Origin of the sequence: Falsiroseomonas selenitidurans (genome assembly GCF_012103215.1) — a bacterium.
Taxonomy (GTDB): Bacteria; Pseudomonadota; Alphaproteobacteria; order Acetobacterales; family Acetobacteraceae; genus Falsiroseomonas; species Falsiroseomonas selenitidurans.
The window spans coordinates 1-21,635 of record NZ_JAAVNE010000069.1 but is presented as its reverse complement, the minus strand read 5'-3'; the positions used below and the strand labels follow the sequence as shown (position 1 = coordinate 21,635).

General features: G+C 73.0%; 22 protein-coding genes. 7 read left to right on the top strand and 15 right to left on the bottom strand.

Features of this window, described 5'->3' with window-relative positions:
- Both HEQ75_RS25275 and HEQ75_RS25270 read right to left on the bottom strand, forming a co-directional pair.
- Positions 1–1,313: DUF4011 domain-containing protein (locus tag HEQ75_RS25275; RefSeq protein ID WP_168034908.1), on the bottom strand; the 1,313-nt coding region annotated here is incomplete at its 3' end.
- On the bottom strand, positions 1,310–2,875 hold the full coding sequence (locus tag HEQ75_RS25270) for a Na+/H+ antiporter (protein ID WP_168034907.1): 1,566 nt from the start codon (positions 2,873–2,875) through the stop codon (positions 1,310–1,312). The genes HEQ75_RS25270 and HEQ75_RS25275, both read right to left, overlap by 4 nt.
- Positions 2,876–2,984: 109 nt before the next feature.
- Here HEQ75_RS25270 and HEQ75_RS25265 point away from each other — a divergent pair, with 109 nt between their 5' ends.
- The 3 genes from HEQ75_RS25265 to HEQ75_RS25255 all read left to right on the top strand — a co-directional run bounded on the left by HEQ75_RS25265 (position 2,985) and on the right by HEQ75_RS25255 (position 5,298).
- Entirely contained in the window at positions 2,985–3,932 is a 948-nt protein-coding gene (locus HEQ75_RS25265; RefSeq protein WP_168034906.1) for a S1C family serine protease, read from the top strand.
- 53 nt (positions 3,933–3,985) lie between these two features.
- On the top strand, positions 3,986–4,633 hold the full coding sequence (locus tag HEQ75_RS25260; RefSeq protein ID WP_168034905.1) for a winged helix-turn-helix transcriptional regulator: 648 nt from the start codon (positions 3,986–3,988) through the stop codon (positions 4,631–4,633).
- 68 nt (positions 4,634–4,701) lie between these two features.
- Positions 4,702–5,298, top strand: coding sequence for a LysE family translocator (locus HEQ75_RS25255; protein ID WP_168034904.1), 597 nt, complete (start codon positions 4,702–4,704; stop codon positions 5,296–5,298).
- A gap of 4 nt (positions 5,299–5,302) precedes the next feature.
- Here the strand turns inward: HEQ75_RS25255 and HEQ75_RS25250 are convergent, their stop codons facing one another.
- The 6 genes from HEQ75_RS25250 to HEQ75_RS25225 all read right to left on the bottom strand — a co-directional run bounded on the left by HEQ75_RS25250 (position 5,303) and on the right by HEQ75_RS25225 (position 10,129).
- A complete protein-coding gene (locus tag HEQ75_RS25250; protein WP_168034903.1) occupies positions 5,303–5,461 on the bottom strand; it encodes a hypothetical protein in 159 nt (52 codons plus the stop codon).
- Entirely contained in the window at positions 5,458–5,949 is a 492-nt protein-coding gene (locus HEQ75_RS25245) for a DUF1003 domain-containing protein (RefSeq protein ID WP_168034902.1), read from the bottom strand. Before HEQ75_RS25245 ends, HEQ75_RS25250 begins: the two co-directional genes overlap by 4 nt.
- 68 nt (positions 5,950–6,017) lie before the next feature.
- Positions 6,018–6,770 (bottom strand): SDR family NAD(P)-dependent oxidoreductase, encoded by a 753-nt coding sequence (locus HEQ75_RS25240; RefSeq protein WP_168034901.1) that lies wholly within the window; start codon positions 6,768–6,770, stop codon positions 6,018–6,020.
- A gap of 107 nt (positions 6,771–6,877) precedes the next feature.
- Positions 6,878–8,386, bottom strand: a complete 1,509-nt coding sequence (locus HEQ75_RS25235) for a tripartite tricarboxylate transporter permease (protein ID WP_168034900.1) — start codon at positions 8,384–8,386, stop codon at positions 6,878–6,880.
- Positions 8,387–8,398: 12 nt separating this feature from the next.
- Positions 8,399–8,851: a tripartite tricarboxylate transporter TctB family protein gene (locus tag HEQ75_RS25230; RefSeq protein WP_168034899.1), complete on the bottom strand. Its 453-nt coding sequence runs from the start codon at positions 8,849–8,851 to the stop codon at positions 8,399–8,401.
- A gap of 291 nt (positions 8,852–9,142) precedes the next feature.
- Complete coding sequence (locus HEQ75_RS25225; protein WP_168034898.1) at positions 9,143–10,129, bottom strand: Bug family tripartite tricarboxylate transporter substrate binding protein; 987 nt, start codon at positions 10,127–10,129, stop codon at positions 9,143–9,145.
- 124 nt (positions 10,130–10,253) lie between these two features.
- Here HEQ75_RS25225 and HEQ75_RS25220 point away from each other — a divergent pair, with 124 nt between their 5' ends.
- Together HEQ75_RS25220 and HEQ75_RS25215 are read left to right on the top strand one after the other, a co-directional pair.
- Positions 10,254–11,444, top strand: a complete 1,191-nt coding sequence (locus HEQ75_RS25220) for a M20 metallopeptidase family protein (protein WP_168034897.1) — start codon at positions 10,254–10,256, stop codon at positions 11,442–11,444.
- A complete protein-coding gene (locus tag HEQ75_RS25215) occupies positions 11,441–12,436 on the top strand; it encodes a ketopantoate reductase family protein (RefSeq protein ID WP_168034896.1) in 996 nt (331 codons plus the stop codon). Before HEQ75_RS25220 ends, HEQ75_RS25215 begins: the two co-directional genes overlap by 4 nt.
- On the opposite strand, the gene HEQ75_RS25210 is transcribed toward HEQ75_RS25215, so the two are convergent.
- Positions 12,418–12,864 (bottom strand): hypothetical protein, encoded by a 447-nt coding sequence (locus tag HEQ75_RS25210; RefSeq protein ID WP_168034895.1) that lies wholly within the window; start codon positions 12,862–12,864, stop codon positions 12,418–12,420. The two genes, HEQ75_RS25215 and HEQ75_RS25210, sit on opposite strands and share 19 nt — an antisense overlap.
- Positions 12,861–13,757 carry a hypothetical protein gene (locus HEQ75_RS25205; protein WP_235962121.1) on the bottom strand — a complete coding sequence of 299 codons (897 nt, stop codon included), beginning with the start codon at positions 13,755–13,757 and terminating at the stop codon, positions 12,861–12,863. Before HEQ75_RS25205 ends, HEQ75_RS25210 begins: the two co-directional genes overlap by 4 nt.
- 100 nt (positions 13,758–13,857) lie before the next feature.
- Between HEQ75_RS25205 and HEQ75_RS25200 the strand changes: the two genes are divergently transcribed.
- A complete protein-coding gene (locus HEQ75_RS25200) occupies positions 13,858–14,436 on the top strand; it encodes a cytochrome b (protein WP_168034893.1) in 579 nt (192 codons plus the stop codon).
- A gap of 17 nt (positions 14,437–14,453) precedes the next feature.
- Here the strand turns inward: HEQ75_RS25200 and HEQ75_RS25195 are convergent, their stop codons facing one another.
- Positions 14,454–14,675, bottom strand: a complete 222-nt coding sequence (locus HEQ75_RS25195; protein ID WP_168034892.1) for a hypothetical protein — start codon at positions 14,673–14,675, stop codon at positions 14,454–14,456.
- A gap of 77 nt (positions 14,676–14,752) precedes the next feature.
- Positions 14,753–16,633 carry a hypothetical protein gene (locus HEQ75_RS25190; protein WP_168034891.1) on the bottom strand — a complete coding sequence of 627 codons (1,881 nt, stop codon included), beginning with the start codon at positions 16,631–16,633 and terminating at the stop codon, positions 14,753–14,755.
- Positions 16,634–17,001: 368 nt separating this feature from the next.
- On the opposite strand from HEQ75_RS25190, the gene HEQ75_RS25185 reads away from it, so the two are divergent.
- A complete protein-coding gene (locus HEQ75_RS25185) occupies positions 17,002–17,334 on the top strand; it encodes a DUF1491 family protein (protein ID WP_168034890.1) in 333 nt (110 codons plus the stop codon).
- Between the two features lie 112 nt (positions 17,335–17,446).
- On the opposite strand, the gene upp is transcribed toward HEQ75_RS25185, so the two are convergent.
- The 3 genes from upp to HEQ75_RS25170 form a co-directional block, all read right to left on the bottom strand.
- The gene (upp, locus tag HEQ75_RS25180) at positions 17,447–18,079 is read right to left on the bottom strand and encodes a uracil phosphoribosyltransferase (protein ID WP_168034889.1); all 633 of its coding nucleotides are present in this window, start codon (positions 18,077–18,079) and stop codon (positions 17,447–17,449) included.
- Positions 18,080–18,107: 28 nt separating this feature from the next.
- Positions 18,108–18,812, bottom strand: a complete 705-nt coding sequence (locus HEQ75_RS29130; RefSeq protein WP_209318773.1) for an MOSC domain-containing protein — start codon at positions 18,810–18,812, stop codon at positions 18,108–18,110.
- Positions 18,809–21,635, bottom strand: a 2,827-nt coding sequence (locus HEQ75_RS25170) for a peptidoglycan -binding protein (RefSeq protein ID WP_168034888.1), incomplete at its 5' end; no start/stop codon positions are given. The genes HEQ75_RS25170 and HEQ75_RS29130, both read right to left, overlap by 4 nt.

Genomic DNA, 21,635 nt, shown 5'->3' with positions numbered 1-21,635 from the left:
CGGCCGGCCGCCAGCCGGCCCACCACCGCGTGCAGCGCGATTCCGCTTTCGCCCACCGGGGCGCCCATGGCGGCCGCGTGGCGGTTCAGCCGGCCACGCAGCGCGCCCAGCCGCGCCAGCACCGGCGCGCGGTCCGGCGCCGGCACCGGCGGCTCGGCGAAGGTGGCGCGCAGCCCGTCCAGCACGGCGCGCTTGGATTGCTTCTCGGCGTGCAGTTCCAGGCAGGCCGGGCCGAGGCCCAGCTGCGCCAGTCGGCGCTCCACCACCTCCAGCGCCGCCAGCTTCTCCGCCACGAACAGCACGCGCCGCCCGTCCAGCACCGCCTGGGCGATGATGGCGGCGATGGTCTGGCTCTTCCCGGTGCCGGGCGGGCCCTGGATCACCACATGGCCGCCGCGCCGCACGGCTTCCGCCGCCAGGGCCTGGCTGCCATCCAGTTCCAGCACATGGTCCAGCCGCTCCACCGGGATCTCGGCATCCACATCCGCCTCGGGTGGCAGCGGCGGCGGGGCCTCCAGGCGTTCCCCGCCGACCAGCGCGCGGACCAGCGGATGCGCCACCAGCCCGGGGTTCACCGCCGGGTCCAGGTCGCGCCACATCAGGAATTTCTGGAAGGAGAACAGGCCGAGCGCCAGCGCATCCGCCTCCACCCGCCAGCCTTCCTGCCCGCCCACCGCCGCCTGCACCGCCTGCACCCAGGTGGCGAGGTCGAATTCCTCGGCCGGGAAGTCCGGCAGCGCGATGCGGAATTCCGCCAGCAGCTTCTGGCGCAGCGAGAGGTTCTCCTCCAGCTCCGGCCCCGCCGCGCGCAGCCGGAAGGCCTGGCTCACCCCCTGGCGTTCCAGCGTCACTGGCAGCAGCACCAGCGGCGCCAGCCGCTCTGTCGCCGGCGTCGCCGGGTCCCGCCAGGCCAGCGCGCCCAGCGCGAGCGAGAGCGTGGCGATGCCCGTCTCCTCCCGCGCCGTGCGCGCATCCTGCATCAGGTCGCGCAGCCGGCGGGCCAGATCCTCCGGCGGCAGCAGGGCGCGCAGGCGGTTGTCGCGGCGCGCATCCTCCGGGCTCTGCGCCGCATCCGCCAGGCGCACGCCGCCGCTGCCGCGGCGGGCAGGGCCCTGCGCCGCCGCCGCCTCGAAGCCGAAGGCGCGGCCGGCTTCCAGCGCCTGCAGCACGAATCCGGCATCCTCCCCGTCCAGCCGCAGCACGCCGCGGGAGCGGCCGGGCTTCGGCAGGGAAAGCAGCCGGTTGCGGGTGGACAGGTCCAGCAGCCCGCGTCGCGCCGCGTCCAGCGCGGCCTCGATCGGCCCGGTGCTCATCGGCCGGGGGTGGCGCCCAGCAGGCGCAGAATCCGCAGCTCCTCCAGGTCCAGCTCCTGCTCCAGCGAGGCCAGCATCATGTCGTCCAGCTCCCCCTCGCCATGCCGGTCCAGCAGCGCCCGGCGGCCGGCGCGCAGCGCGGCCAGGCGGATGCGCATCCGCGCCTCCAGCTCCGCATGCCCGCCGCCATCGGCCACCCCGTGATAGACCCGCGCCTTGTCCTGGTATTCCGAGAGCAGGTCGCGCGCCACCGCGCCCTCCAGGATATCCTCCGCCCGCTGCTGCACCTCGGCCAGCGTGGCGCGGGCGACATGGCGGCGGGCCAGCGCCTCGGCCAGCGGCATGCCGTCCATCCGGGCCTCCGCCACGCGGAAGCGGCGGATCACCCATTCCAGCGTGGTGCCCTGCACCACCAGCGTCGCCAGGATGGCGCAGAAGGCCAGGAACACCAGCAGGTCGCGCTGCGGGAAATCCAGCGGCAGGGCCAGCGCCGCGGCCAGGGACACCACGCCCCGCATCCCCGCCCAGGACAGCACCACGAGATGGCCGAGCGGCGGGCTGCTGCCCGGCCCGGGCAGCACGCGCGGGATCAGCCCGGCCGGGAAGATCCACAGGAAGCGGCTGCCGATCAGCGCCGCGGACAGCGCCAGCGCCAGCAGCGCCAGCTCCACCGTGCCATAGCCGGCGATGCGGTCCAGGATGCCGCGCAGCTGCAGCCCCACCAGGATGAACACCAGGCTGGTCAGCACGAATTCGGTGAAGCTCCACACCGCCCGCGCGCTCATCCGGCTTTCCGGGCTCAGCGCGCGGTGCTGCAGCTGGCCCATCAGCAGGCCGGTGGTGACCACGGCGATGACGCCCGAAAACCCCAGCGCCTCGGCGGCGAAGAAGCTGCCGAAGCAGGCGACGAAGCTGGCGGCGATCTCCAGCAGCGGGTCCTCCAGCCGCCGGAAGGCCCAGATGGCGGCCCGGCCCACCGCCCAGCCCACGGCGATGCCCCCGGCGGCCACCAGCACGAAGGCGCCCAACGCCTCCCCCAGCGCGATGCCGCCGGCGGCGACCGCGGTGATGGCGAAGCGGTACAGCACCAGCGCCGTCGCGTCGTTCACCAGGCTCTCGCCCTCCAGCACCGTCACCAGCCGGCGCGGCATGGGCAGGCGCGCCAGCACGGCGGCCGCCGCCACCGCATCCGGCGGCGCGACGATGGCCCCGAGCGCCACGGCGGCGGCCCAGGGCAGGTCCGGAATCAGCAGCTTCGCCACGAGGGCGACGCAGGCGGCGGTGAACAGCACGGCACCCACGGCCAGGAACAGGATGGGGCGGATATTGGCGCGGAAGGCCCGCCAATCCGTGCGCCAGGCGCTGCCCTGCAGCAGCGGTGGCAGGAAGAAGGCCAGGGCGAGTTCCGGGTCCAGCGTCACCGTGGGCAGGCCCGGGATGAAGGCCAGCACCATGCCTCCCAGCACCAGGATGACGGCATAGGGCAGGTTCAGGCGGCGCGCGATCAGCGCGAACCCGATACAGGCCGCAATGAGGGCCAGGACGGCCTGCACGATTTCCATGAAGGCAGCCTATCCGGCCTGCGGCACGGGCTGGCAAGCGCCGGATTGTTGCGGCTCTTGGGGGTGGCGCACCGACTTCCCATTTTGGGAGGGCGAAAGGACCCTCCCCATGCTGGACGCCCCGATTCCCCTGCAGGATCCCGACCTGCTGGATGCCTATTCCACCGCCGTCACCCAGGCCGCGAGCCGCGCCGCGCCGGCCGTCGTGCATGTCGCCATCGAGGGCGCGCGCGGCCGCGGCAGCGGATCCGGCGTGGTGGTGGCGCCCGACGGGCTGGTGCTGACCAACCGCCATGTGGTCGCCGGCGCGACCCGGATCGAGCTGACCACGACCGAGGGCGCGCGCTTCGCCGCGCGCCTGCTGGGCGACGACCCGGATACGGACTTGGCCCTGCTGCGCGCCGAATCGGATGCCGCGCTGCCGGTGGCGCAGCTGGGGGACAGTGCCGCGCTGCGGGTCGGCCAGGTGGCGGTGGCGATCGGCAATCCGCTCGGCTTCTCCTCCACCGTCACCGCCGGCGTGGTCAGCGCGCTGGGGCGGAGCCTGGCCGGGCGCGGCGGGCGGCCGATCGAGGACCTGATCCAGACCGATGCGGCGCTCAATCCCGGCAATTCGGGCGGCGCGCTGGTGGACACGCAGGGCCGCGTCATCGGCATCAGCACGGCGATGATCGGCGGCGCGCAGGGGCTGTGCTTCGCGGTGGCCGCCAATACCGCGCGGCTGGTGCTGGGCCATCTGGTGCGCTTCGGCCGGGTGCGGCGCGCCGTGCTCGGCCTGACCGGGCAGCGGGAGGCGGTGCCGCGCCGCTTCGCCCGCGCCCATGGCCTGGCCCAGGCCACGGCGCTGCTGGTGGGGGAGGTCGTGAAGGGCGGCCCGGCGGATCGTGCGGGGCTGGAGCGCGGCGACCTGCTGGTCTCGATCGGCGGGCAGGTGGTGGCCGGCGTGGATGACCTGCTGCGCTGGCTGACCGGGGAGAGGGTAGGCCAGCCCGCGGAGGCGGTGGTGCTGCGCCGCGGCGATCTGCGGCGGCGGCAGGTGGTGCCGGCCGAACGCTAACCCGGTCCGGATTCCGGACCGGACCGGCCGCCCGGCCATGCTAGAAGCGCGGCATGGCGGGCCATGGACAATTCTGCGCGGTCGCGCGCGCGCATGAGGCGGTGGGCGGCCGCTGGACGCTGCTGGTGGTGCGGGAACTGCTCTCCGGCGCGCGGCGGTTCAACGACATCCGCCGCGGCATCCCGCGCCTCTCCCGCACCATGCTGGCGGAACGGCTGGAGGCGCTGCAGGCGCTGGGCTGCGTCGCGCGGCAGGCGGATGGCTATGCGCTGACCGAAGCCGGCCTGGAACTGGCGCCGGTGATCACGGCCCTGGGGCATTGGGGCCAGCGCCGGCTGGTGCGGGAGATCCTGGCCGAGGATCTGGACCTGGAGCCGGTGCTGATCGACATGCAGCGCCGCGTTCGGGCGGAGGCCCTGCCACCGCAGCCGCTGGTGGTGCGCTTCGACCTCGCCAGCCACCCGCCGCGCTTCCTGCTGCTGAGCGCGCGGGAGGTGGCGCTGTGCCGCCGCAACCCGGGCTTTCCCGAACCGCTGCGCCTGCACGGGCCGCTGGCGGCGCTGGCTGCCTGGTGGCGCGGCGATGCCAGCTTCGCCGCGGCGCAGCGCATGGGGCTGGCGCTGGAGGGGCCGCGCGGCCTGGCGCGCGCCTTCCCCGGCTGGTTCGCGCGCTACGCCTTCGCCGAGGTGGCGCCCGCCTGACCGGCGGTCCGGATTCCGGACCCCCGGCGCGGCCGCGCCTGCGGCATCTGGCGGGCGGAGGTGCTGCCATGCCCATCGAGACCATCCTCGCCCTCGGCCTGTTCGCCGTGGTGAGTTCCCTGGGGCCGGGCCCCAGCAATTTCCTGCTGCTCGCCTCCGGCGCCAATTTCGGCCTCCGGCGCACCCTGCCGCAGCTTCTGGGGGTCAGCGCCGGACTCTGCACGGTGATGCTGGGGGTCGGCGCCGGGCTCGGCCTGCTGCTGGCCGCGGTGCCGGCGCTGGCACTGGCGGTGAAGCTGGCCGGTGCCGCCTGGCTGCTGCGCCTGGCCTGGCGGATCGGCACGGCGCGGGCCATGGGCGGCGCCGGGCAGGCACCGGCGCGGCCGATCGGCTTCCTCGAATCGGCCGGCTTCCAATGGATGAACCCGAAGGCCTGGCTGGCCGCGGTGACCGCCATGGCGATCTACGCCCAACCCGATTCGCCGGTGATCTCCGTGCTGGTGGTCAGCCTGGCGGTCGCGCTGGGCGTGCTGCCGAGCCTGCTTCTCTGGGCCGGCATGGGGGTCGCGCTGCGCGACCTGCTGGCCGATCCCCGCTGGCTGCGGCGCTTCAACATCGCCATGGCGCTGCTGCTGGTGGCCTCGCTGCTGCCGCTGGTCTGGTGAGGCGCTATCTGCGCCGGGTCAGCGCCACCACCAGCACCACCGCGGCGATCAGCAGCACCGCGACCATGCCCTCCACGACGCCGAAATTCGGCGCATCCCGCGCCACGAACAGGGCGGCGATGGCGCCGGCGACCAGCAGCAATCCGCGCAGCAACAGGCTCATCCGCGCTCTCCCTCCAGCCGCCGGCCTTCCAGCACCTCGATCCGCTCCAGCGCGCGGCGCAGCATAGCCGTGATCTCCGCCAGTTGCTTCTCCCGCAGCAGGTCGATCTTCTCATGCAGCAGGGTGATGTCGGCCTCCGCCCGCAGGTTCACCTGGTAGTCGGCGACCGAGCGTTCGCGATCCAGCTCCGATTGCCGGTTCTGGCTCATCATGATGATGGGCGCGGTGTAGGCGGCCTGGAAGGACAGGACCAGGTTCAGCAAAATGAAGGGGTAGGGGTCCCAGCCGCCGGCCCCGAACACCGCATTGGCGGTGATCCAGCCCGCCAGCAGCGTCGACTGGATCAGGATGAAGCGCCAGGACCCGACCAGCGCCGCCACCTGGTCCGCCAGGCGGTCGGCCAGGCTGGGCGGCAGGCTGGCCCTGCCCCTTCGCTGCTTGGCGCGGGCGATGGTGCGGCGCAGATGGGTGGGGCGGGCGTGGGCCATGGCGGGGTTCCTGCAACCGCTCCCAGCCTACACAAGCCGCGCCGACCGTGCTGCGCGCGCGGCGCGGGTCAGTGGCTGAAACGATGCGTGCCGCCATCCACATGCACCACCTGGCCGGTGATGTAGCGGGCGCGCGGCGAACACAGGAAGCACACCAGCACGCCGAGGTCGTCCGGTTCCCCGATGAAGCCGACCGGCACCTCCTTCGCCGCCCATTCCTGGCGGGCTTCCTCGGTCGGCAGGATGCGGGCGTCGATCTGCTCGGAGCGCAGGCGGCCGGGGGGGACCGAATTCACCGTGATGCCGTCCCGGCCGAGCTGGCGCGACAGCGCCTTGGCCCAGATGTGCACGGCGCCGTTCGGCGCGTTGGCGGCGTTGATGATGTGCGGCTCGTCGCTGCCGGTGATGTTCACGATGCGGCCGAAGTGCTGCGCCTGCATGGCGGGGATGATGGCGTGCGCCATGCGGCGGCCGGCGTGGAAGTTGATCTCCATCGATTCCTGCCAGACCGTCTCCGGCCCCAGATCCGACTGCGGGCGGCTGCCGCCGGCGTTGTTCACCAGGATGTCGCAGCGGCCGAAGCGGGCCAGCACGGCGTCGCGGGTACGGTCGGCGGCGGTGGGGTCGGTCACGTCCTCGGCCAGCAGCAGGGGCTCGGCGGTGGCGGGCAGGGTGGCGGCGAAGGCTTCCAGCCGTTCCATGCGCCGCGCCAGCAGCGCCAGCCGGCAGCCTTCCTCCGCCAGCAGGCGGGCGATGCTGCGGCCGAGCCCGGCGGAGGCGCCGGTGACGAGGGCGACCTTGCCGGTCAGTTGCAGATCCATGCGGGGCTCCTTGCGGCTTTGCCGCAACCTGCGCCGGCCGCCGCGCAAGCGAAAGGGGCCGCCCCTTGCGGAGCGGCCCCTGTCACGAAGTCTCGGCGGGAAAGGCGTCAGCCGCCCTCCGCCATCGCCTTCTCCTTGCCGGAGCGCAGGCCGGGCAGCAGCATCGCGAGGAGGGCGATGGCGGCGATGGCGAGCATGGCGGCCGAGATCGGCCGTTCCACGAACACCATCACGTCGCCCCGCGACAGCAGCATGGCGCGGCGCAGGTGCTCCTCCATCATCGGCCCGAGGACGAAGCCGATCAGCAGCGGCGCGCCTTCCAGCTTCAGCTTGGAGCAGAGGTAGCCGAAGATGCCGAACAGGACCATCAGGTAGACGTCGAAGACGTTGTTGTTGATGGAATAGATGCCGATCGAGCAGAAGATCATGATCGCCGGGTAGAGGTGGCGGTACGGCACTTCCAGCAGCTTCACCCACATGCCGATCATCGGCAGGTTGATGATGACCAGCATCAGGTTGCCGACCCACATGGAGCAGATCAGGCCCCAGAACAGGTCCGGCTGGGCTTCCACCATGCGCGGGCCCGGCTGGATGCCCTGGATGATCAGGGCGCCGACCATCAGCGCCATCACGGCATTGGCCGGAATGCCCAGCGTCAGCAGCGGGATGAAGCTGGACTGCGCCGCGGCGTTGTTGGCCGCCTCGGGGCCTGCCACGCCCTCGATCGCGCCGGTGCCGAACAGGTGCCGGTACTTCGAGACCTTCCGCTCCACCATGTAGGAGCCGAAGGCGGAGAGCGAGGCGCCGCCACCGGGCAGGATGCCGAGCACGGTGCCGAGCGCCGTGCCGCGCAGGACGGAGGGGACCGCCCGGCGGAATTCCTCGCGCGTCAGGAACAGGCTGCCGACCTTGTTCGTCATGACGTTGCGCGATTCGGGGCGCTCGAGGTTCAGGATGATCTCGGCGATGCCGAACATGCCCATGGCGATGGCGACGAAGCCGACGCCGTCGGAAAGCTCCGGCACGCCGAAGGTGAAGCGCTGCTGGCCGGTCTGCACGTCGGTGCCGACCAGGCCGAGGCCGACGCCCAGCACGACCATGCCGATGCCCTTGACGATGGAGCCCTGCGCCAGCACGGCGGAGATCACCAGGCCCAGGAACATGAGGGAGAAGTAGTCGGCCGGGCCGAAGGAGAGGGCGACGGAGGTCAGCAGCGGGCCGGAGGCGGCGACCACCACGGTGGCGACGGAGCCGGCGAAGAAGCTGCCGAGCGCCGCGGTGGCGAGCGCCGCGCCGGCGCGCCCGTTGCGCGCCATCTTGTAGCCTTCGATGACGGTGACGACCGAGCTGACCTCACCGGGCAGGTTCAGCAGGATGGCCGTGGTCGAGCCGCCATACTGCGAGCCGTAGTAGATGCCGGCCAGCATGATGATGGCGGTGGTCGGCGACATGCCGAAGGTGATCGGCAGCAGCAGCGAGATCGTTGCCACCGGGCCGATGCCCGGCAGCACGCCGATGGCGGTGCCGATGAAGGCGCCCAGCAGCGCGAAGGTCAGGTTCTCGAAGCTGAAGGCGACGCTGAACCCGAGGGCCAGGTTCGCGAAAAGGGTTTCCATCGATGTCTTCCCTCAGGGCCCGAAATAGGTCGGCCAGACCGGGATGCGGATGTCGAGTTCCTGGATGAAGACGAACCAGCAGAGCGCGACGAGGAACAGGATCAGCCCGAGCACGCCGAGCGGCTTGTGCGTCCTGTCCGCCAGGGTCGAGATCGCGATGGTCACCGCCAGCGTCACGATCATGCCGGCCTTCTCCAGGATCAGCCCGAAGACGCAGATCGCCGCGAGGATCAGGAACAATTCGCGCCACGCCCAGCGTTCCAGCGGATCCGGTCCGTTGAACAGCGACAGGCCGATGATGGTCACGCTGAGGAACAGCAGCACGCCGAAGGCCAGCATCGGCATGTAGCCGGGGCCCATGCGCCTGGCCGTGCCCAGCGTGTGGTCCAGGTTCAGCCACAGGCCTGCGACGGCGAAGGCCAGCAGGACGAGCCCCGCCAACAGGTCTTTCTGGTTGATCTTCATCCGCACCTCAATTGCTGGAACGGTCCAAGCCGGACCGGTCCGAATCTGCCAAGCCCATACGGCGCGGAGGATGCCCCCGCGCCGCCACTCTCCCCATGGCCGGCCCCGGCACCTTCCGGCGCCGGTTCGACCCAGGCTCCCCCGGCTTGTATGCCGGTGGGAGCCTACCTGTCGCAGGCTGCATCGCGCAATCGCGAGCATCCTGCCAATCCACGCCACGGACGTTGCCGTGGTGTTGGCGGCCCCACGACCGATCCGGCGGGCGCCGCCGCAACCGGCCGCCGCGCCGGGCTAGCCGACCGTGGCGCCGGAAGCCCGCACCACGGGGGCCCAGCGCGCCACTTCCGCCGCCACGAAGGCGCTGAACTCGGCCGGCGTCATCGCGCCGGGCGTGCCGCCCATCTCGGCGAATCGCTGCTGGCTGGACGGGGTGGCGATGACGGCCATGATCTCGCGATGCAGCTTCTGCACCACCGCCGGGTCCATGCCGGCCGGGCCGGAGATGGCGAACCAGGAGGTGCTGGACAGGTCGAAGCCCTGCTCGATGAAGGTCGGCACGTCGGGGAAGGCCGGGTGGCGCTGCGCGCTGCTCATCGCGATGGCGCGCACGCTGCCCTGGCGGATATGCGCGGCGGCCGAGGGTAGGCTGTCCGACATCATCGGCACCTGGCCCGCGATCACCGCCGTCATCGCCGGGCCGGCGCCGCGGAAGGGCACATGCGTCATCGGGATGCCGGCCATTTCGCAGAACCGCACCATCAGCAGGTGGTTCGAGGACCCGGCGCCGGAGGAGGCCATGTCCAGCCCGCCGCTGCTCGCCTTGGCCAGCCGCACCAGGTCGGCCAGGTTGGCGATCTCGCTGCGCGGGTTCACCACCCAGGTGGAGGGGTTGGTGATGACCATGGCGACATGGGTGAAGGAGCGCACCGGGTCATAGCGGATGGTGCGATACAGCGCCGGGCTGATGGCGTGGCTGGCGATGTTGCTCATCACCAGGGTCTGCCCGTCCGGCGCCGCATCGGCGACCACCTGGCTGCCCGTGGTGGCGCCGGCGCCGGGCCGGTTCTCCACCACCACCGGCACGCCGATCCGCTGGCTCAGCCCGTCCGCCACCAGGCGGGCGGTCAGGTCCGTGCTGCCGCCGGGCGCAAACGGCACCACCAGCCTCACGGAGCCGTTCGGCCAGCCCTGCGCCCGCGCGATCGCGGGTGCCGCCAGCACGGCCGTGCCGGCCAGCAGGATGCGACGCGACAGGAGAGGCGACAGGTCGGCGGCCATGGAAATTCCCCCGTATGTTGCGTGCCGTATCGCATGGCGCTTCCAAGCCTCGCAACCCGGGCGCCTTGTAATGACGACTTCTTCACCTACCATGCGGCCATGAAATTGCGTGGAGCAAGGGCGAATGCGCATCAATGATCCGGCGCGGCGAATCCGGGAGGATTCGGCGCGACTTGCGCCCGCCCTGATCGAAATCCGGCGCGACATCCATGCCCATCCTGAACTGGCCTTCGAGGAGACACGCACGGCGGGTATTGTTGCCGCCGAACTCGCGCGACTTGGCATTGCCCACCGCACCGGCGTGGGCGGCACCGGCGTGGTCGGCGTGATCGAGGGCGGACGCCCGGGCCCGACGCTGGCGATTCGCGCCGACATGGACGCGCTGCCGATCCAGGAGGAAACCGGCCAAGCCTTCGCCAGCCGCAACGCCGGGAAGATGCACGCCTGCGGCCACGACATCCACACCGCCACCCTGCTGGGCACGGCGGCGGTGCTGCTGGGCCTGGCGCCGATGCTGGCCGGGCGCGTGCTGCTGGTGTTCCAGCCGGCGGAGGAAGTGCTGGAAGGCGCGGCCGCCATGCTGGCCGATGCCGGGGAGGGGCCGCTCGGCCTCGGCGGCATCGACCTCGCGCTCGGTTTCCACAACCACCCGGACATGCCGGTGGGCCGCTTCGGCTATTGCCGCGGCGCCTGCCTGGCGGCCTCCGACCGCTTCGACCTGACGGTGCGTGGCCGGTCCGGCCATGCGGCGCACCCTTACGCCGCCGTCGATCCCATCGTCGCCGCCAGCGCCTTCGTCGGCCAGGCGCAGACGGTGGTCAGCCGGGAGATCCGGCCGGTGCACCCGGCCGTGGTCACCATTGGCGCCTTCCAGGGCGGCACCACGCACAACATCATTCCCGAACGCGTGCATCTGAAGGGCACCGTGCGCACGCTGCACGAGGCGGCGCGGGACACGGCGGAGGCCGCGCTGCGCCGGCTGGCCGAAGGGCTGGCGGTGGCCATGCGGGTGGAATGCTCGCTGGACTACCGGCGCATGGTGCCGCCGCTGGTCAATGACGACCGGGTGCTGGAGCCGGTGCTGGCCGCGGTGCGGGCGCAGTTCGGCGAGGTGGTGGAAGCCGGCGAGCCCTCCATGGGCGCCGAGGATTTCGCCGAGTTCGCCGCCCGTGCGCCGGCCTTCCAGCTGCGCATCGGCAGCGGCGCCGCCGGGCGCGACGACCGGCTGCACAACGCCTTCTACCAGCCGGACGAAGCCTGTATCCCGAACGGTGTGCAGGCGCTGTCGCGCGCGGCGCTGGAGCTTCTGGCATGAAAATCTGCGTCTTCGGCGCCGGCGCCATCGGCGGCCATCTGGCGGGCAGGCTGGCGCGCGGCGGGGCGGAGGTCTCGCTGGTCGCGCGCGGCGCGCATCTGGCCGCCATCCAGGCGAAGGGGCTGACGGTGCAGGCGCATGACGGCACCCATGTCAGCCACCCGAAGGCGAGCGCCGACCCGGCCGCGCTCGGCCCGCAGGATGCGGTGATCGTCACGGTGAAGGCGCCGGCGCTGCCGGCGGTGGCCGCCGGCATCGCCCCGTTGCTGGGGCCGGACACGGCGGTGGCCTTCGTGATGAACGGCATCCCCTGGTGGTACTTCCTCGGCCAGGGCGCGCCAAAGGGGGAGGGGCTGGCGGGTCTGCGCCTGCCGGGAATCGACCCGGAGGGGGCGCTCGAACGCGCCGTGGGGCTGCACCGGACCATCGGCGGCGTGGTCTATTCCGCCTCCGAGGTGGTGGCGCCGGGCGTGGTGCATTCCGAGCACGGCAATATCCGCGTCATCCTGGGGGAGCCGGATGGCACGGTGACGGACCGGGCGCTGGCCATCGCCGCACGGCTGGAGGCCGGCGGCATGCCCTGTCCCGTGACGCCGGACATCCGCGCCGCCGTCTGGGCCAAGCTGCTGGGCAACCTCTCCAGCGGCCCGCTCTGCGTGCTGGCCCGCCGCGGGGTTCGGGACACGATGGCGGAGCCGGTGCTGCGCGCCACCGCGCGGCTGGTGGCCGAGGAGGGGCGTGCGATCGCCGCCGCGCTGGGCGTCGCGCTGCCGGTGGCGGATGTCGATCGGGTGGCGCGCAGCAACATGCTGCACAAGCCGTCCATCCTGCAGGATTTGGAACTGGGCCGGCCCATGGAGATCGAGAGCCTGTTCGAGGTGCCGCTGCAGCTGGCGCGCGCCACCGGCACGCCGACGCCGCAGCTCGACCTGCTGGTGGCGCTGGCGAAGCAAACCGCGCGCGCGGCGGGGCTTTATCCGGAGATCGCATAGGGCAGGGGCGCGCGGTCCGGCGGCACCCAGCCGCGCCGCGCCGCCACCGAGAACAGCCGTGCCTCCGACCAATGGGGCGCCATCACCGCCTTGCCGGCGGCCAGCGGGCCGGCCAGCAGCGTATTGACCCGCGCATGCGCCGGCTGCGGCGCCACCGCCTCGGCCAGCTCGGCGCGGATGGCAGCGAGGAAGTACAGGGTGATGGTGGCGTGGTAGCCGCGCGTGTCGCTGTTCGGCACGCCATGGCTGTCATTCAGCCGGCGGATCAGCCCCGGCAGCGCCTGCGCCGCATCCAGCCCGGGATGCAGCAGCAGCAGCCCGGCGGTGGCCGCCAGATGCCCGGCATGGGTCCAGCGCGGCTTCGGCAGCCGTGCCTCCAGCAGCGCCTGCACATGCTCGGCCAGCGCCGCGTCATCCGCGAAGATCATGCCCTCGGCATCTCCGTCTGCCCCAGCACCCAGCCTTCCCAGCGGCGGATCCAGGGATCGTCCGGCACGAAGTCGGGCTGCGTGCCATCCAGCACGGCGACCAGGCACAGCAGGCCGAGCACGCAGTCCAGCCGGTCCTCGCCCGCCGCATCGGCGCCGAAGCCATCCTGCACCATCGCCACCAGCGCCGGGGAGGGGGTGATGTGCAGCCGATCCATCGCCGCGCGCAGCGGCCCGGCGAGCGCCCGGCGCGGGGCGGGGGCGCGCTTGCTGCCGGCCAGCTTCAGGCCGAGTTGGCGCAGCGCCTCTGCCGGATAGACCTCCGCCAGCACGGCGCGGCGGGGGCTGAGCAGGCGATGCAGCGGGCCGGCGAAGGGCCACAGCGCGATGGGCGCGCCGGCGGCCAGCGCCGGGGCGATCCAGTCCCGCCAGGCGGCGATGGCGGCCTTGCCGGACTGGTTGGCGCCCAGCGTCCAGAACACCGGCGCGCCGGCCGGGCGCCGTGCAGTGGCCCGGTCGCACAGCCGCGAAAGCCCGGCCGGCCCATCGAGCCCCAGCGCCATGGCATGGGCGGCGCGCGTCATGCCGCGCAGGCCGCGGGCCGGGTAGAAGGGCCGGGCGGGCGCCACCTGATCCAGCGTCGCGGCCACCTGGAAGAAGCCGGGGTCCTGCACCAGCCCGCGCAGGAAGTGGGGGAAATCCGGCTCCGCCCGGCCTTTCGCCCAGGCGCGTGGGACGCCCAGCGGCAGGTCCAGCCCCAGCGCCACCGGCTCGCCTTCCGCCAGCAGCCCCGGCAGCAGCGCGGCCGGGTCGCCCACCAGGCGCGGCGCCTCCGCCCGCCAGGCGCCGCGCGCCCGCCGCGCCAGCGCCAGCCAGCGCTTCCCGGGCGCCATGCTCCAATCCGCATGGCCGGCAATCATCGCCGCGCTTTCACGTTCATCATGTCACCGCGGTCATGACATAGTCGCGGCCGATCGAGCAGGACGAAGCGGCATGGATGCAGCGATGGACGTGCCACCGAGGGGCCAGGATGCGCTGCATCCGGACGGGCAGTATTCCACCCTGGCCAAGTGGTTCCACTGGCTGACCGTGCCGCTGCTGTTCGCGGCGCTGGCCAGCGGGCTCGTCATCCGCTTCATGAAGGATGACGCGAAGATGCCGTTCTACGCGCTGCATGAAAGCCTGGGCCTGCTGATCCTGGGGCTGGCGCTGGCACGCCTGGCCTGGCGAGGCTTCAGCCCGCCGCCGGCGCTGCCGGACCATCTGCCGCGGCCGATGCGCCTGGCCGCGGGGGCGGTGCACCATGCGCTGTATGCGGCGCTGATCGCCCAGCCGCTGCTCGGCTTCCTGACCACCAACGCCTATGGCTTCCCCCTGCAGGGGGAGACCGCCTTCCTCGGCTTCATCGACCTGCCGAAATTCATGGAGGCCGCGCCCGGCCTGGCCCATGTGCTGCACTGGGGCCACAGCCTGATCGGCTGGGTCTTCCCGCTGCTGCTGGCAGCCCATATCGGCGGCGCCATCTTCCACCACGCCATCCGCCGCGACGGCACGCTGCTGCGGATGCTGTGACCGGCGCCGCGCGGGCGCTATTTCAGCGGCTTGTGGGCGCGGTCCAGCATCCGGCCCAGCCAGCCCTTCGCTTCCGGCGCCTTCTTGTCCTCGGTCGCGGCCTTGGCGGCGGCGGCATCTTCCGCGCGCTTCATGCGGTCCTTTTCCGCCAGCCACTTCTCCAGGCTCATCCCGGCCTTGGCCGCGCGCCGCGCCTCATAGGCGCGCTGGCCCTCGGTCAGTTCCTGCGTCTTCGCCATCGCCCACGCTCTCCGTCCGCCCGCTGAGGGACGCCGCGTGAATGGCGCGGCGCCGGGCGGTCCGCAAGATGCCGCGTTCAGCGCGCGGCGACGAAGCCCGGCGGCAGGTTCAGCAGCGCGAAGCGGGACGGGCAGGCGCCCGGCCGCGGGCCGCTGTCGCCGAAGCCATCGCCCAGGAAGCAGCGGATGGACTCGGCGATGTTCATCTCAAGCGGCGCATGCCAGGCCTGCTCCGCCACCGAATTGTCGACGCATCCGGCGGTGGTCCAACGCAGGTTGCGCACCCGTTCCGCCTCCACCTGCAGGGTCCGGCAGGGGTTGGCGATGACGCCGCGGGTGTAGCCGTTGCGGCCGTCGTCATGGGTTTCCGTGGTCATGACAAAGGGCGTGAAGCCGGGGCGGATGGTGCGGTCGGCGCGGCAGGGCGCGTAGTGGTGGCGACCGCGGTCCAGGTTGTTGTGGGTGTCGCCATAGGTGTCGGTGCGGCAGGCCCATTGCGAGCGGATCTCCACCACCCCGTCATTCTCCAGGATGTCACCGCTGAAGGCGTAGCCGTAGAAGACCCGGCCATTCGAGGAGACGCCGGGGGTGATGCCCCACATCGTGTCGAAGAAATCCGCCGCGGTCAGGCCCGTGGCCTCGATGATGGTGGCCGGGTTGATGTGCGTGGTGCCGTAGATGCCGACATGGCCGCCCGCCATCAGGGTCGGCCGGTAAAGCCGGCCCGGGGCAATGCGGTTCTCCAGCCGGCTGGCCGCGCTGGTGGTCAGGGAACGCGTGCCGGCGTCGCAGGTGAAGGCGGCGCGGATGAGGTCATCCCAGATCCCGTCGACTTCCTTGCCGCAGATGTAGTCCGCCGTCAGGGCGCCCTGCAGCGGGCTCTGCACCGTCACCACGGCATCGATGTGCTGCATGGCCCGGGTGAAGACCCGCTGGCGCCTTGGATTCTCGCCATCCGGGTTGGCATTGCCGTTGATGTAGGACACCACCGTGCCACCCATGGAATGCGCGACCACCACGAAGCCACGCACCGCGGCCGGATCACAGAGATTGCCCGCCGGGTCGGGGTCCCCGCGCGTGACGGCGAGGATGCGGGCCGCCAACTCCTCCGCGGCCAGCCAGTAGGGGCGGTGGCTGTCATAATGCAGCACCGCGTAGTGATGGCGGGTTTCGCCCGGCCGGATCGGCTCCCCGGTCGCGCGCCAGCGGGCGGCGCTGCGGTCCGTGCGGTTGTTGGTGACCAGGTCGATGAAATCCTGCCGCAGGTCCCAACTCAGCCGGCGATTGAGCAGCACCATCGTCTCGTCGTCATCGGCCGGCCGTGCCTCGCGCCCGGCCCGCGCCCAGTAGCGGCGCGATTCGGCGACCGGGTCCTTGCCCGCAGCCAGGTCCTGATGGCCATGGACGAAGATGAAGCACAGGTCGTTCGGCCCGCGCGCCTGGGCCGGCGGCGCCAGGGCCAGCGTGGCGGAAAGCCAGGTCTCGCGGCCGCGGCGATCCCGGGCCTGCACGCGCAGCGCGCGGTCCCCTCGGAGGTTGTCGCGCGGCCGGCCGCGAAGGGCGCCGGTCGCGCCGTCCAGCTGGAAGCCGGCGGGCAGCGGCGTGGCTGGGGAGAGGGCGTAGCGGATCGGCCCGCTGCCGCCTTCCACCACCGGCCGCGCATGGAAGCCATCGCCCATGAAGGGCTCCCACACCAGCCGCGACGGGTAGCGCTGGGTGACGCGCAGCGGCGCGCTGTCCGCGAAGCGGTAGCGGAACTCGGCCTCCAGCCGCTGCTCGGTGCCGGTCAGCGCATTGCGCGCCAGCAGGGTGATACGGTGTGCGCGGCCACTGGCCGGCCGGTGATCCTCCCGGTTCGCGCCGGGGGTGCCGGCGATGACGCCCGTGGCCGGGTCCAGCGCCAGGCCGGTGGCCGCTTCCAGCGGCGGCGCGATCTCGAAGCGGATCGGCGTCAGCACACGGCAGAGCTGCGGCCGCCAGGCCGGCGCGGGTGCGGCGGGTCCAGCACGGCATCGGCCGGATAGCTCAGGAACCCGTCCGGGCAGGGTTGCAGTAGGGGTGGCCGCGGGACGCCTTCGGGCAGGCGGGGCTGTGAGACGGCGGGCGCGGGGGCCATCGCCGGCGGCAGGGCCACGGCCAGCAGGGCCAGCCGAAGCAGCGTTCGGCGCACCACTTCTGCGATCGATCGTTTCATGTCTGTCTTCCCCCCGTCCGCGGCGCTGTTCACGCGCCCGTGGGGTGAATTCTGACCAATGTAACGAAATGATGCAAATCGTTTCGGTGCCAGGTGCTTGCAAGGCTGCCGGGCAGGGCGGAGACTGGCCTCATGGATCCGAAGGTGAAGGCGGGCATCTGGGTGTCCATGGCGCTGCGGCTGGCGGATATCGCCGGGCGGCCGGGGGCCGTGCTGCGCAAGGGCGATGTCGACAGCGGTGGCATCCTGTGCGTGCTGCGGGCGCGGGACGCCATCGTCGTGCTGTCGCAGGTGCGGGATGCGGAAGGCCGGCCGGCCTGGATGCGCGGCACCGGCACCGCGCCGGTGGACCAGGACACGGCGGATGCCTATGTCGCGCGCCAGGTGCAGCGCGACCCGGACCTTTGGGTGGTGGAGTTCGAGGCCCCCGACCTCAAGCCGCCCTTCGAGGCCCGGCTGATCTAGAGCCGTTTCACCGCCAGTGAAGACGGTGAAACGGCTCCAGCTCATCGTTTCGACGCATTTTCCGAGTCGCCTTGCGAAGCCGCAAGGCTTGAAATTGCTTTAGAAGGCCGGCTCAGCCCTCGGTGCCGAAGCAGCGATCCCCGGCATCGCCGAGGCCGGGCAGGATGAAGCCGCGATGGTCCAGCCGCTCGTCCAGCGCGGCGGTGTACACCGGCACGTCCGGATGCGCCTTGGCCAGGCGGGCCACGCCTTCCGGTGCCGCCACCACGCAGACGAAGCGGATATGCGGCGCGCCGGCCTCCTTCACCCGCTGCACGGCGGCCGCGGCGCTGCCGCCGGTGGCCAGCATGGGGTCGAACAGGATGGCGCCGCGCGTCCGCACCTCCGGCGGCATGCGCAGCATGTATTGGCTGGGCTTCAGCGTGTGCTCGTCCCGCACCAGGCCGACATGGCCGACCGGGGCTTCCGGCAGCACCTGCATGCCGCCTTCCATGAGCCCCAGCCCGGCCCGCAGCACCGCCACCAGCACCGGCTCCGGCGCCGCCAGCACGCGGTGCTCCATCGCCGTCAGCGGGGTGGTGATGCGCGTGGTCCGCGCCGGCAGGCTGCGCGTCGCCTCCAGCGTCAGGATCGCGCCGATCTCGGCCAGCAGCTTGCGGAAGCGGGCGGAAGGGGTGGCGACATCGCGCAGCTCCGCCAGCCGATGGGCGAGCAGCACATGGTCGACGACATGGAGCGTGGTCATGGACGATATCCAGCGCTGGGGATGAAGCTCAGTCGAGCAGCCGCACCGCATCGCCGGGGCGGATCGGGCCCAGAAGCGCGGCCACCGCATAATGGCCCAGGTGATTGTCGAAAAGCTGCGCCACCGTGCGCAGCACGCCGGCATCGCGCCGCGCCGTGTCCGGGCAGAGGGTGACCATGGCGCAGCGCGGGATCGGGTCGTTCACCAGCAGCGCCGCCGCCGCCCCGAAGCCCAGCCGCCGCCCGGCCCACTCTGACTCCGGCACGTCGCTGTCGATCAGCAGGTTGATGCGGAAGCGGCGCGGGTCCAGCGCCGCGCCATGCGCCGCCTGCAGCCGCGCCAGGCTGGCCGTGGTGGCCAGCGAGACCGGCATCGCATCGAAGACGCCGCGCCCGACCTGGATCAGCCGCGAATCCTGGCCCGATTCGGCGGACAGCCTGGCCGCCAGCGCCGCGTCCCGCAGGTCGTAGGTCGCGCCGTCGGGGGCGGTGACCGAAACGGCGGCGCCGCGCGGATCGGCCGGATCGGCGAAGCGCGGCTGCCAGCGCACCAGGTCGGACAGATCGCGCCCGGTCAGCCAGGGGAAGCGGCCGTGGTTGCCCTGCCGCAGGAAGGCGTATTGCCGGTCCCCCGCCAGCCCGGCCCAGCGCAGCTCGGCCTCGGCCAGCGCCTCCCCGGCCATGGACTTCACCGGGTAGCGTGTCACCGCCACCACCTTGCCGACGATGCTCACCGGGCCACCGTCTCCACCGGCAGAAGCTGCACCGAAACCCGGCGACCCTCGCGCCGCGCCGCTTCCACCGCGGCGGCCAGCGCCGCGGCGAAATCCGCCACCGGCTCCACCACCGGCCTTTGCGCGGCCAGCAGCGGACCATCCGAGGCGATGGCGAGCACCATGTCCGTGCCGAAGGGCTCGTCCACCAGCCAGCCGGGGAAGCCCGCCCGCGGCTCGCCCAGGCGCAGCGCCGTCCCCGCCGCATGGCCGCCGGACTGCTCCAGCCGCACCGCCTCGCCGGCATTGCTGAGGTAGTGCACCGAGAGATGCGCCGGCCAGGCCGGCAGGGCGAGGTCGAGCCGCAGCGGCGCCCCGCCCGGCAGCGGGCCATTGCCCACCAGCCCCAGCCGCAGCCCGCCGCCATCCGCCGGCAGCGGGCGCAGCGCGTCCAGCACCGGGCAATAGGGCCCCTGGAAGCCGCGGAGGTCGATCGGCACGGTGACGCCGCGCGCCTGCAGCGCCGTGCGCAACGCCGCTTCCGTGCCGCGCCGGGCCAGCCCGGTCACCCGCGGTGCCCCCCCCTCCGGCACCGCCAGCCGGGCGCAGGCCAGCGCCGGCAGCACCTGCTGCAGCACCTGGCGCGGATCCGCCCTTGGCCGGGCGGGCGCCGCACCGGTGGGCGCCGGTTCCAGCCGCAGCTCGATCCGCCGGTTGCGGGCCAGCGCGTCCGGCGCGTCGCTGTCATCCAGCGGCTGGGTGTCGCCAAAGGCCACGGCGGCGACGCGGTTGGACGGCAGGCCGGCATCGATCAGCAGCCGCGCCACGGCGATGGCGCGCGCGGCGGACAATTCCCAGTTCGTCGCGAAACGGCCGCCGCCGCGGATCGGGCTGCGATCGGCATGGCCATCGACGCGCAGGATCCAGCCGAGATCGGCCGGGAATTGCCCGGCCAGATCCAGCAGCACCTGCGCCAAGTCGCGCACCTGCTGCTGCCCGGGGGCCGACAGCTCCGCCGAGCCCACCGGGAACAGCACCTCGGACTGGAAGACGAAGCGGTCGCCGACGATGCGCACCTCCGGCCGGTCGCCCAGCACCTGGCGCAGCCGGCCGAAGAAGTCGGAGCGGTAGCGCTGCAACTCCTCCACCCGCGCCGCCAGTGCCACGTTCAGCCGCTGGCCGAGGGCGACAATCTGCGCATCCTTGTCCCGCCCCGCATCCTCCGCCGCATCCAGCGCCGCGGCGACGCGCGACAATTCGGATCGCAGCGCCTCCAGCTGCCGGGTCAGCCGTGCCACCTCCACCCGGGCGCTTTCGGACAGGCGGCCATACTCGCCGGCCTGGGCTTCCGCCGCCGCGCGCCGCCGTTCCTCCTCCGCCGCGCGGCGGGCGGCATCGGTGGCCAGCTGCGTCGCGGCGGCGCGGCCCTGCTCGGCCTGGGTGGCGCGGCCGGTCATCTGCTGCAGCAGGGCCAGCGCCTCGGCCCGCGCCGTCTCCGCCGTGGCGCGGGCGCGGCTTTCCTCGCCGGCCCGCGCCAGCGCCTGTTCCGCCTGGCGTTCCAGCTGGTCGCGCAGCGCCTCCAGCCCCTGGATCTGCTGGCGCAGGCGCAGGATGTCGGACAGCCGCGCCTCGATCGTCGCGCGATCCGCCGTCACGGTCTGGTCCAGCCGCGCCGCCTCCGCCCGCAGCGCCTCCACCTCCTGCCGCGCCGCGGCCAGCGACTGCCGCGCGGCGGCGAGGTCGGCGGCCAGGGCCTCCGCCTCCCGCCGTCGCTGCTCCAGGTCGCGCGTTGCGGTGGCGCGGGCCTCGGCGAGTTCCTGCGCCGTCGCGGCGCGGGCGGCGCGTTCCGCCGCAAGGTCGCGCGCCAGGCCCTGCGCCGAGCCCGCGGCGGCGGCAAGGTCGCGCTGCGCCGCCTGCAGGCTGGCCCGCGCCGCCGCCAATTCCCGCGCCAGGCCCTCGGCCTCCTGCCGTCGGCGTTCGATTTCCTGGGTGGTCAAGGCACGGATTTCAGCCAGTTCCTGCGCCGTCGCCGCCTGGGCCTGGGTCCGCGCCGCGAGGTCGCGCTGCGCCGTCTCCAGCGCCGAGCGTGCCTGGGCCAGCTGCGCGGCCAGCGCCACCGCCTCGCGCCGCCGGCGGTCGATTTCCTGCGCGGTCAGGGCGCGCAGCTCGGCCAGTTCCTGGGCCGTCGCGGTGCGCGCCTGGGTCTGCGCGGCGAGGTCCGCCTGGGCGGTCTCCAGCGCCGAGCGCGCCTGGGCCAGCTGCGCCGCCAGCGCCTCCGCCTCGCGCCGCCGGCGCTCGATCTCCTGCGCGGTCAGGGCACGGACCTCGGCCAGTTCCTGGGCCGTCGCGGTGCGCGCCTGGGTCTGCGCGGCGAGGTCCGCCTGGGCGGTCTCCAGCGCCGAGCGTGCCTGGGCCAGCTGCGCGGCCAGCGCCTCCGCCTCGCGCCGCCGGCGCTCGATCTCCTGCGCGGTCAGGGCACGGACCTCGGCCAGTTCCTGGGCCGTCGCGGTGCGCGCCTGGGTCTGCGCGGCGAGGTCCGCCTGGGCGGTCTCCAGCGCCGAGCGTGCCTGGGCCAGCTGCGCCGCCAGCGCCTCCGCCTCGCGCCGCCGGCGCTCGATCTCCTGCGCGGTCAGGGCACGGACCTCGGCCAGTTCCTGGGCCGTCGCGGTGCGCGCCTGGGTCTGCGCGGCGAGGTCCGCCTGGGCGGTCTCCAGCGCCGAGCGTGCCTGGGCCAGCTGCGCGGCCAGCGCCTCCGCCTCGCGCCGCCGGCGCTCGATCTCCTGCGCGGTCAGGGCACGGACCTCGGCCAGTTCCTGGGCCGTCGCGGTGCGCGCCTGGGTCTGC

Coding starts and splice junctions, on each gene's coding strand:
- HEQ75_RS25270 (WP_168034907.1), bottom strand. CDS start 2,875: ATGGAAATCGTGCAGGCCGTCCTGGCCCTCATTGCGGCCTGTATCGGG.
- HEQ75_RS25265 (WP_168034906.1), top strand. CDS start 2,985: ATGCTGGACGCCCCGATTCCCCTGCAGGATCCCGACCTGCTGGATGCC.
- HEQ75_RS25260 (WP_168034905.1), top strand. CDS start 3,986: ATGGCGGGCCATGGACAATTCTGCGCGGTCGCGCGCGCGCATGAGGCG.
- HEQ75_RS25255 (WP_168034904.1), top strand. CDS start 4,702: ATGCCCATCGAGACCATCCTCGCCCTCGGCCTGTTCGCCGTGGTGAGT.
- HEQ75_RS25250 (WP_168034903.1), bottom strand. CDS start 5,461: ATGAGCCTGTTGCTGCGCGGATTGCTGCTGGTCGCCGGCGCCATCGCC.
- HEQ75_RS25245 (WP_168034902.1), bottom strand. CDS start 5,949: ATGGCCCACGCCCGCCCCACCCATCTGCGCCGCACCATCGCCCGCGCC.
- HEQ75_RS25240 (WP_168034901.1), bottom strand. CDS start 6,770: ATGGATCTGCAACTGACCGGCAAGGTCGCCCTCGTCACCGGCGCCTCC.
- HEQ75_RS25235 (WP_168034900.1), bottom strand. CDS start 8,386: ATGGAAACCCTTTTCGCGAACCTGGCCCTCGGGTTCAGCGTCGCCTTC.
- HEQ75_RS25230 (WP_168034899.1), bottom strand. CDS start 8,851: ATGAAGATCAACCAGAAAGACCTGTTGGCGGGGCTCGTCCTGCTGGCC.
- HEQ75_RS25225 (WP_168034898.1), bottom strand. CDS start 10,129: ATGGCCGCCGACCTGTCGCCTCTCCTGTCGCGTCGCATCCTGCTGGCC.
- HEQ75_RS25220 (WP_168034897.1), top strand. CDS start 10,254: ATGCGCATCAATGATCCGGCGCGGCGAATCCGGGAGGATTCGGCGCGA.
- HEQ75_RS25215 (WP_168034896.1), top strand. CDS start 11,441: ATGAAAATCTGCGTCTTCGGCGCCGGCGCCATCGGCGGCCATCTGGCG.
- HEQ75_RS25210 (WP_168034895.1), bottom strand. CDS start 12,864: ATGATCTTCGCGGATGACGCGGCGCTGGCCGAGCATGTGCAGGCGCTG.
- HEQ75_RS25205 (WP_235962121.1), bottom strand. CDS start 13,757: ATGGCGCCCGGGAAGCGCTGGCTGGCGCTGGCGCGGCGGGCGCGCGGC.
- HEQ75_RS25200 (WP_168034893.1), top strand. CDS start 13,858: ATGGATGCAGCGATGGACGTGCCACCGAGGGGCCAGGATGCGCTGCAT.
- HEQ75_RS25195 (WP_168034892.1), bottom strand. CDS start 14,675: ATGGCGAAGACGCAGGAACTGACCGAGGGCCAGCGCGCCTATGAGGCG.
- HEQ75_RS25185 (WP_168034890.1), top strand. CDS start 17,002: ATGGATCCGAAGGTGAAGGCGGGCATCTGGGTGTCCATGGCGCTGCGG.
- upp (WP_168034889.1), bottom strand. CDS start 18,079: ATGACCACGCTCCATGTCGTCGACCATGTGCTGCTCGCCCATCGGCTG.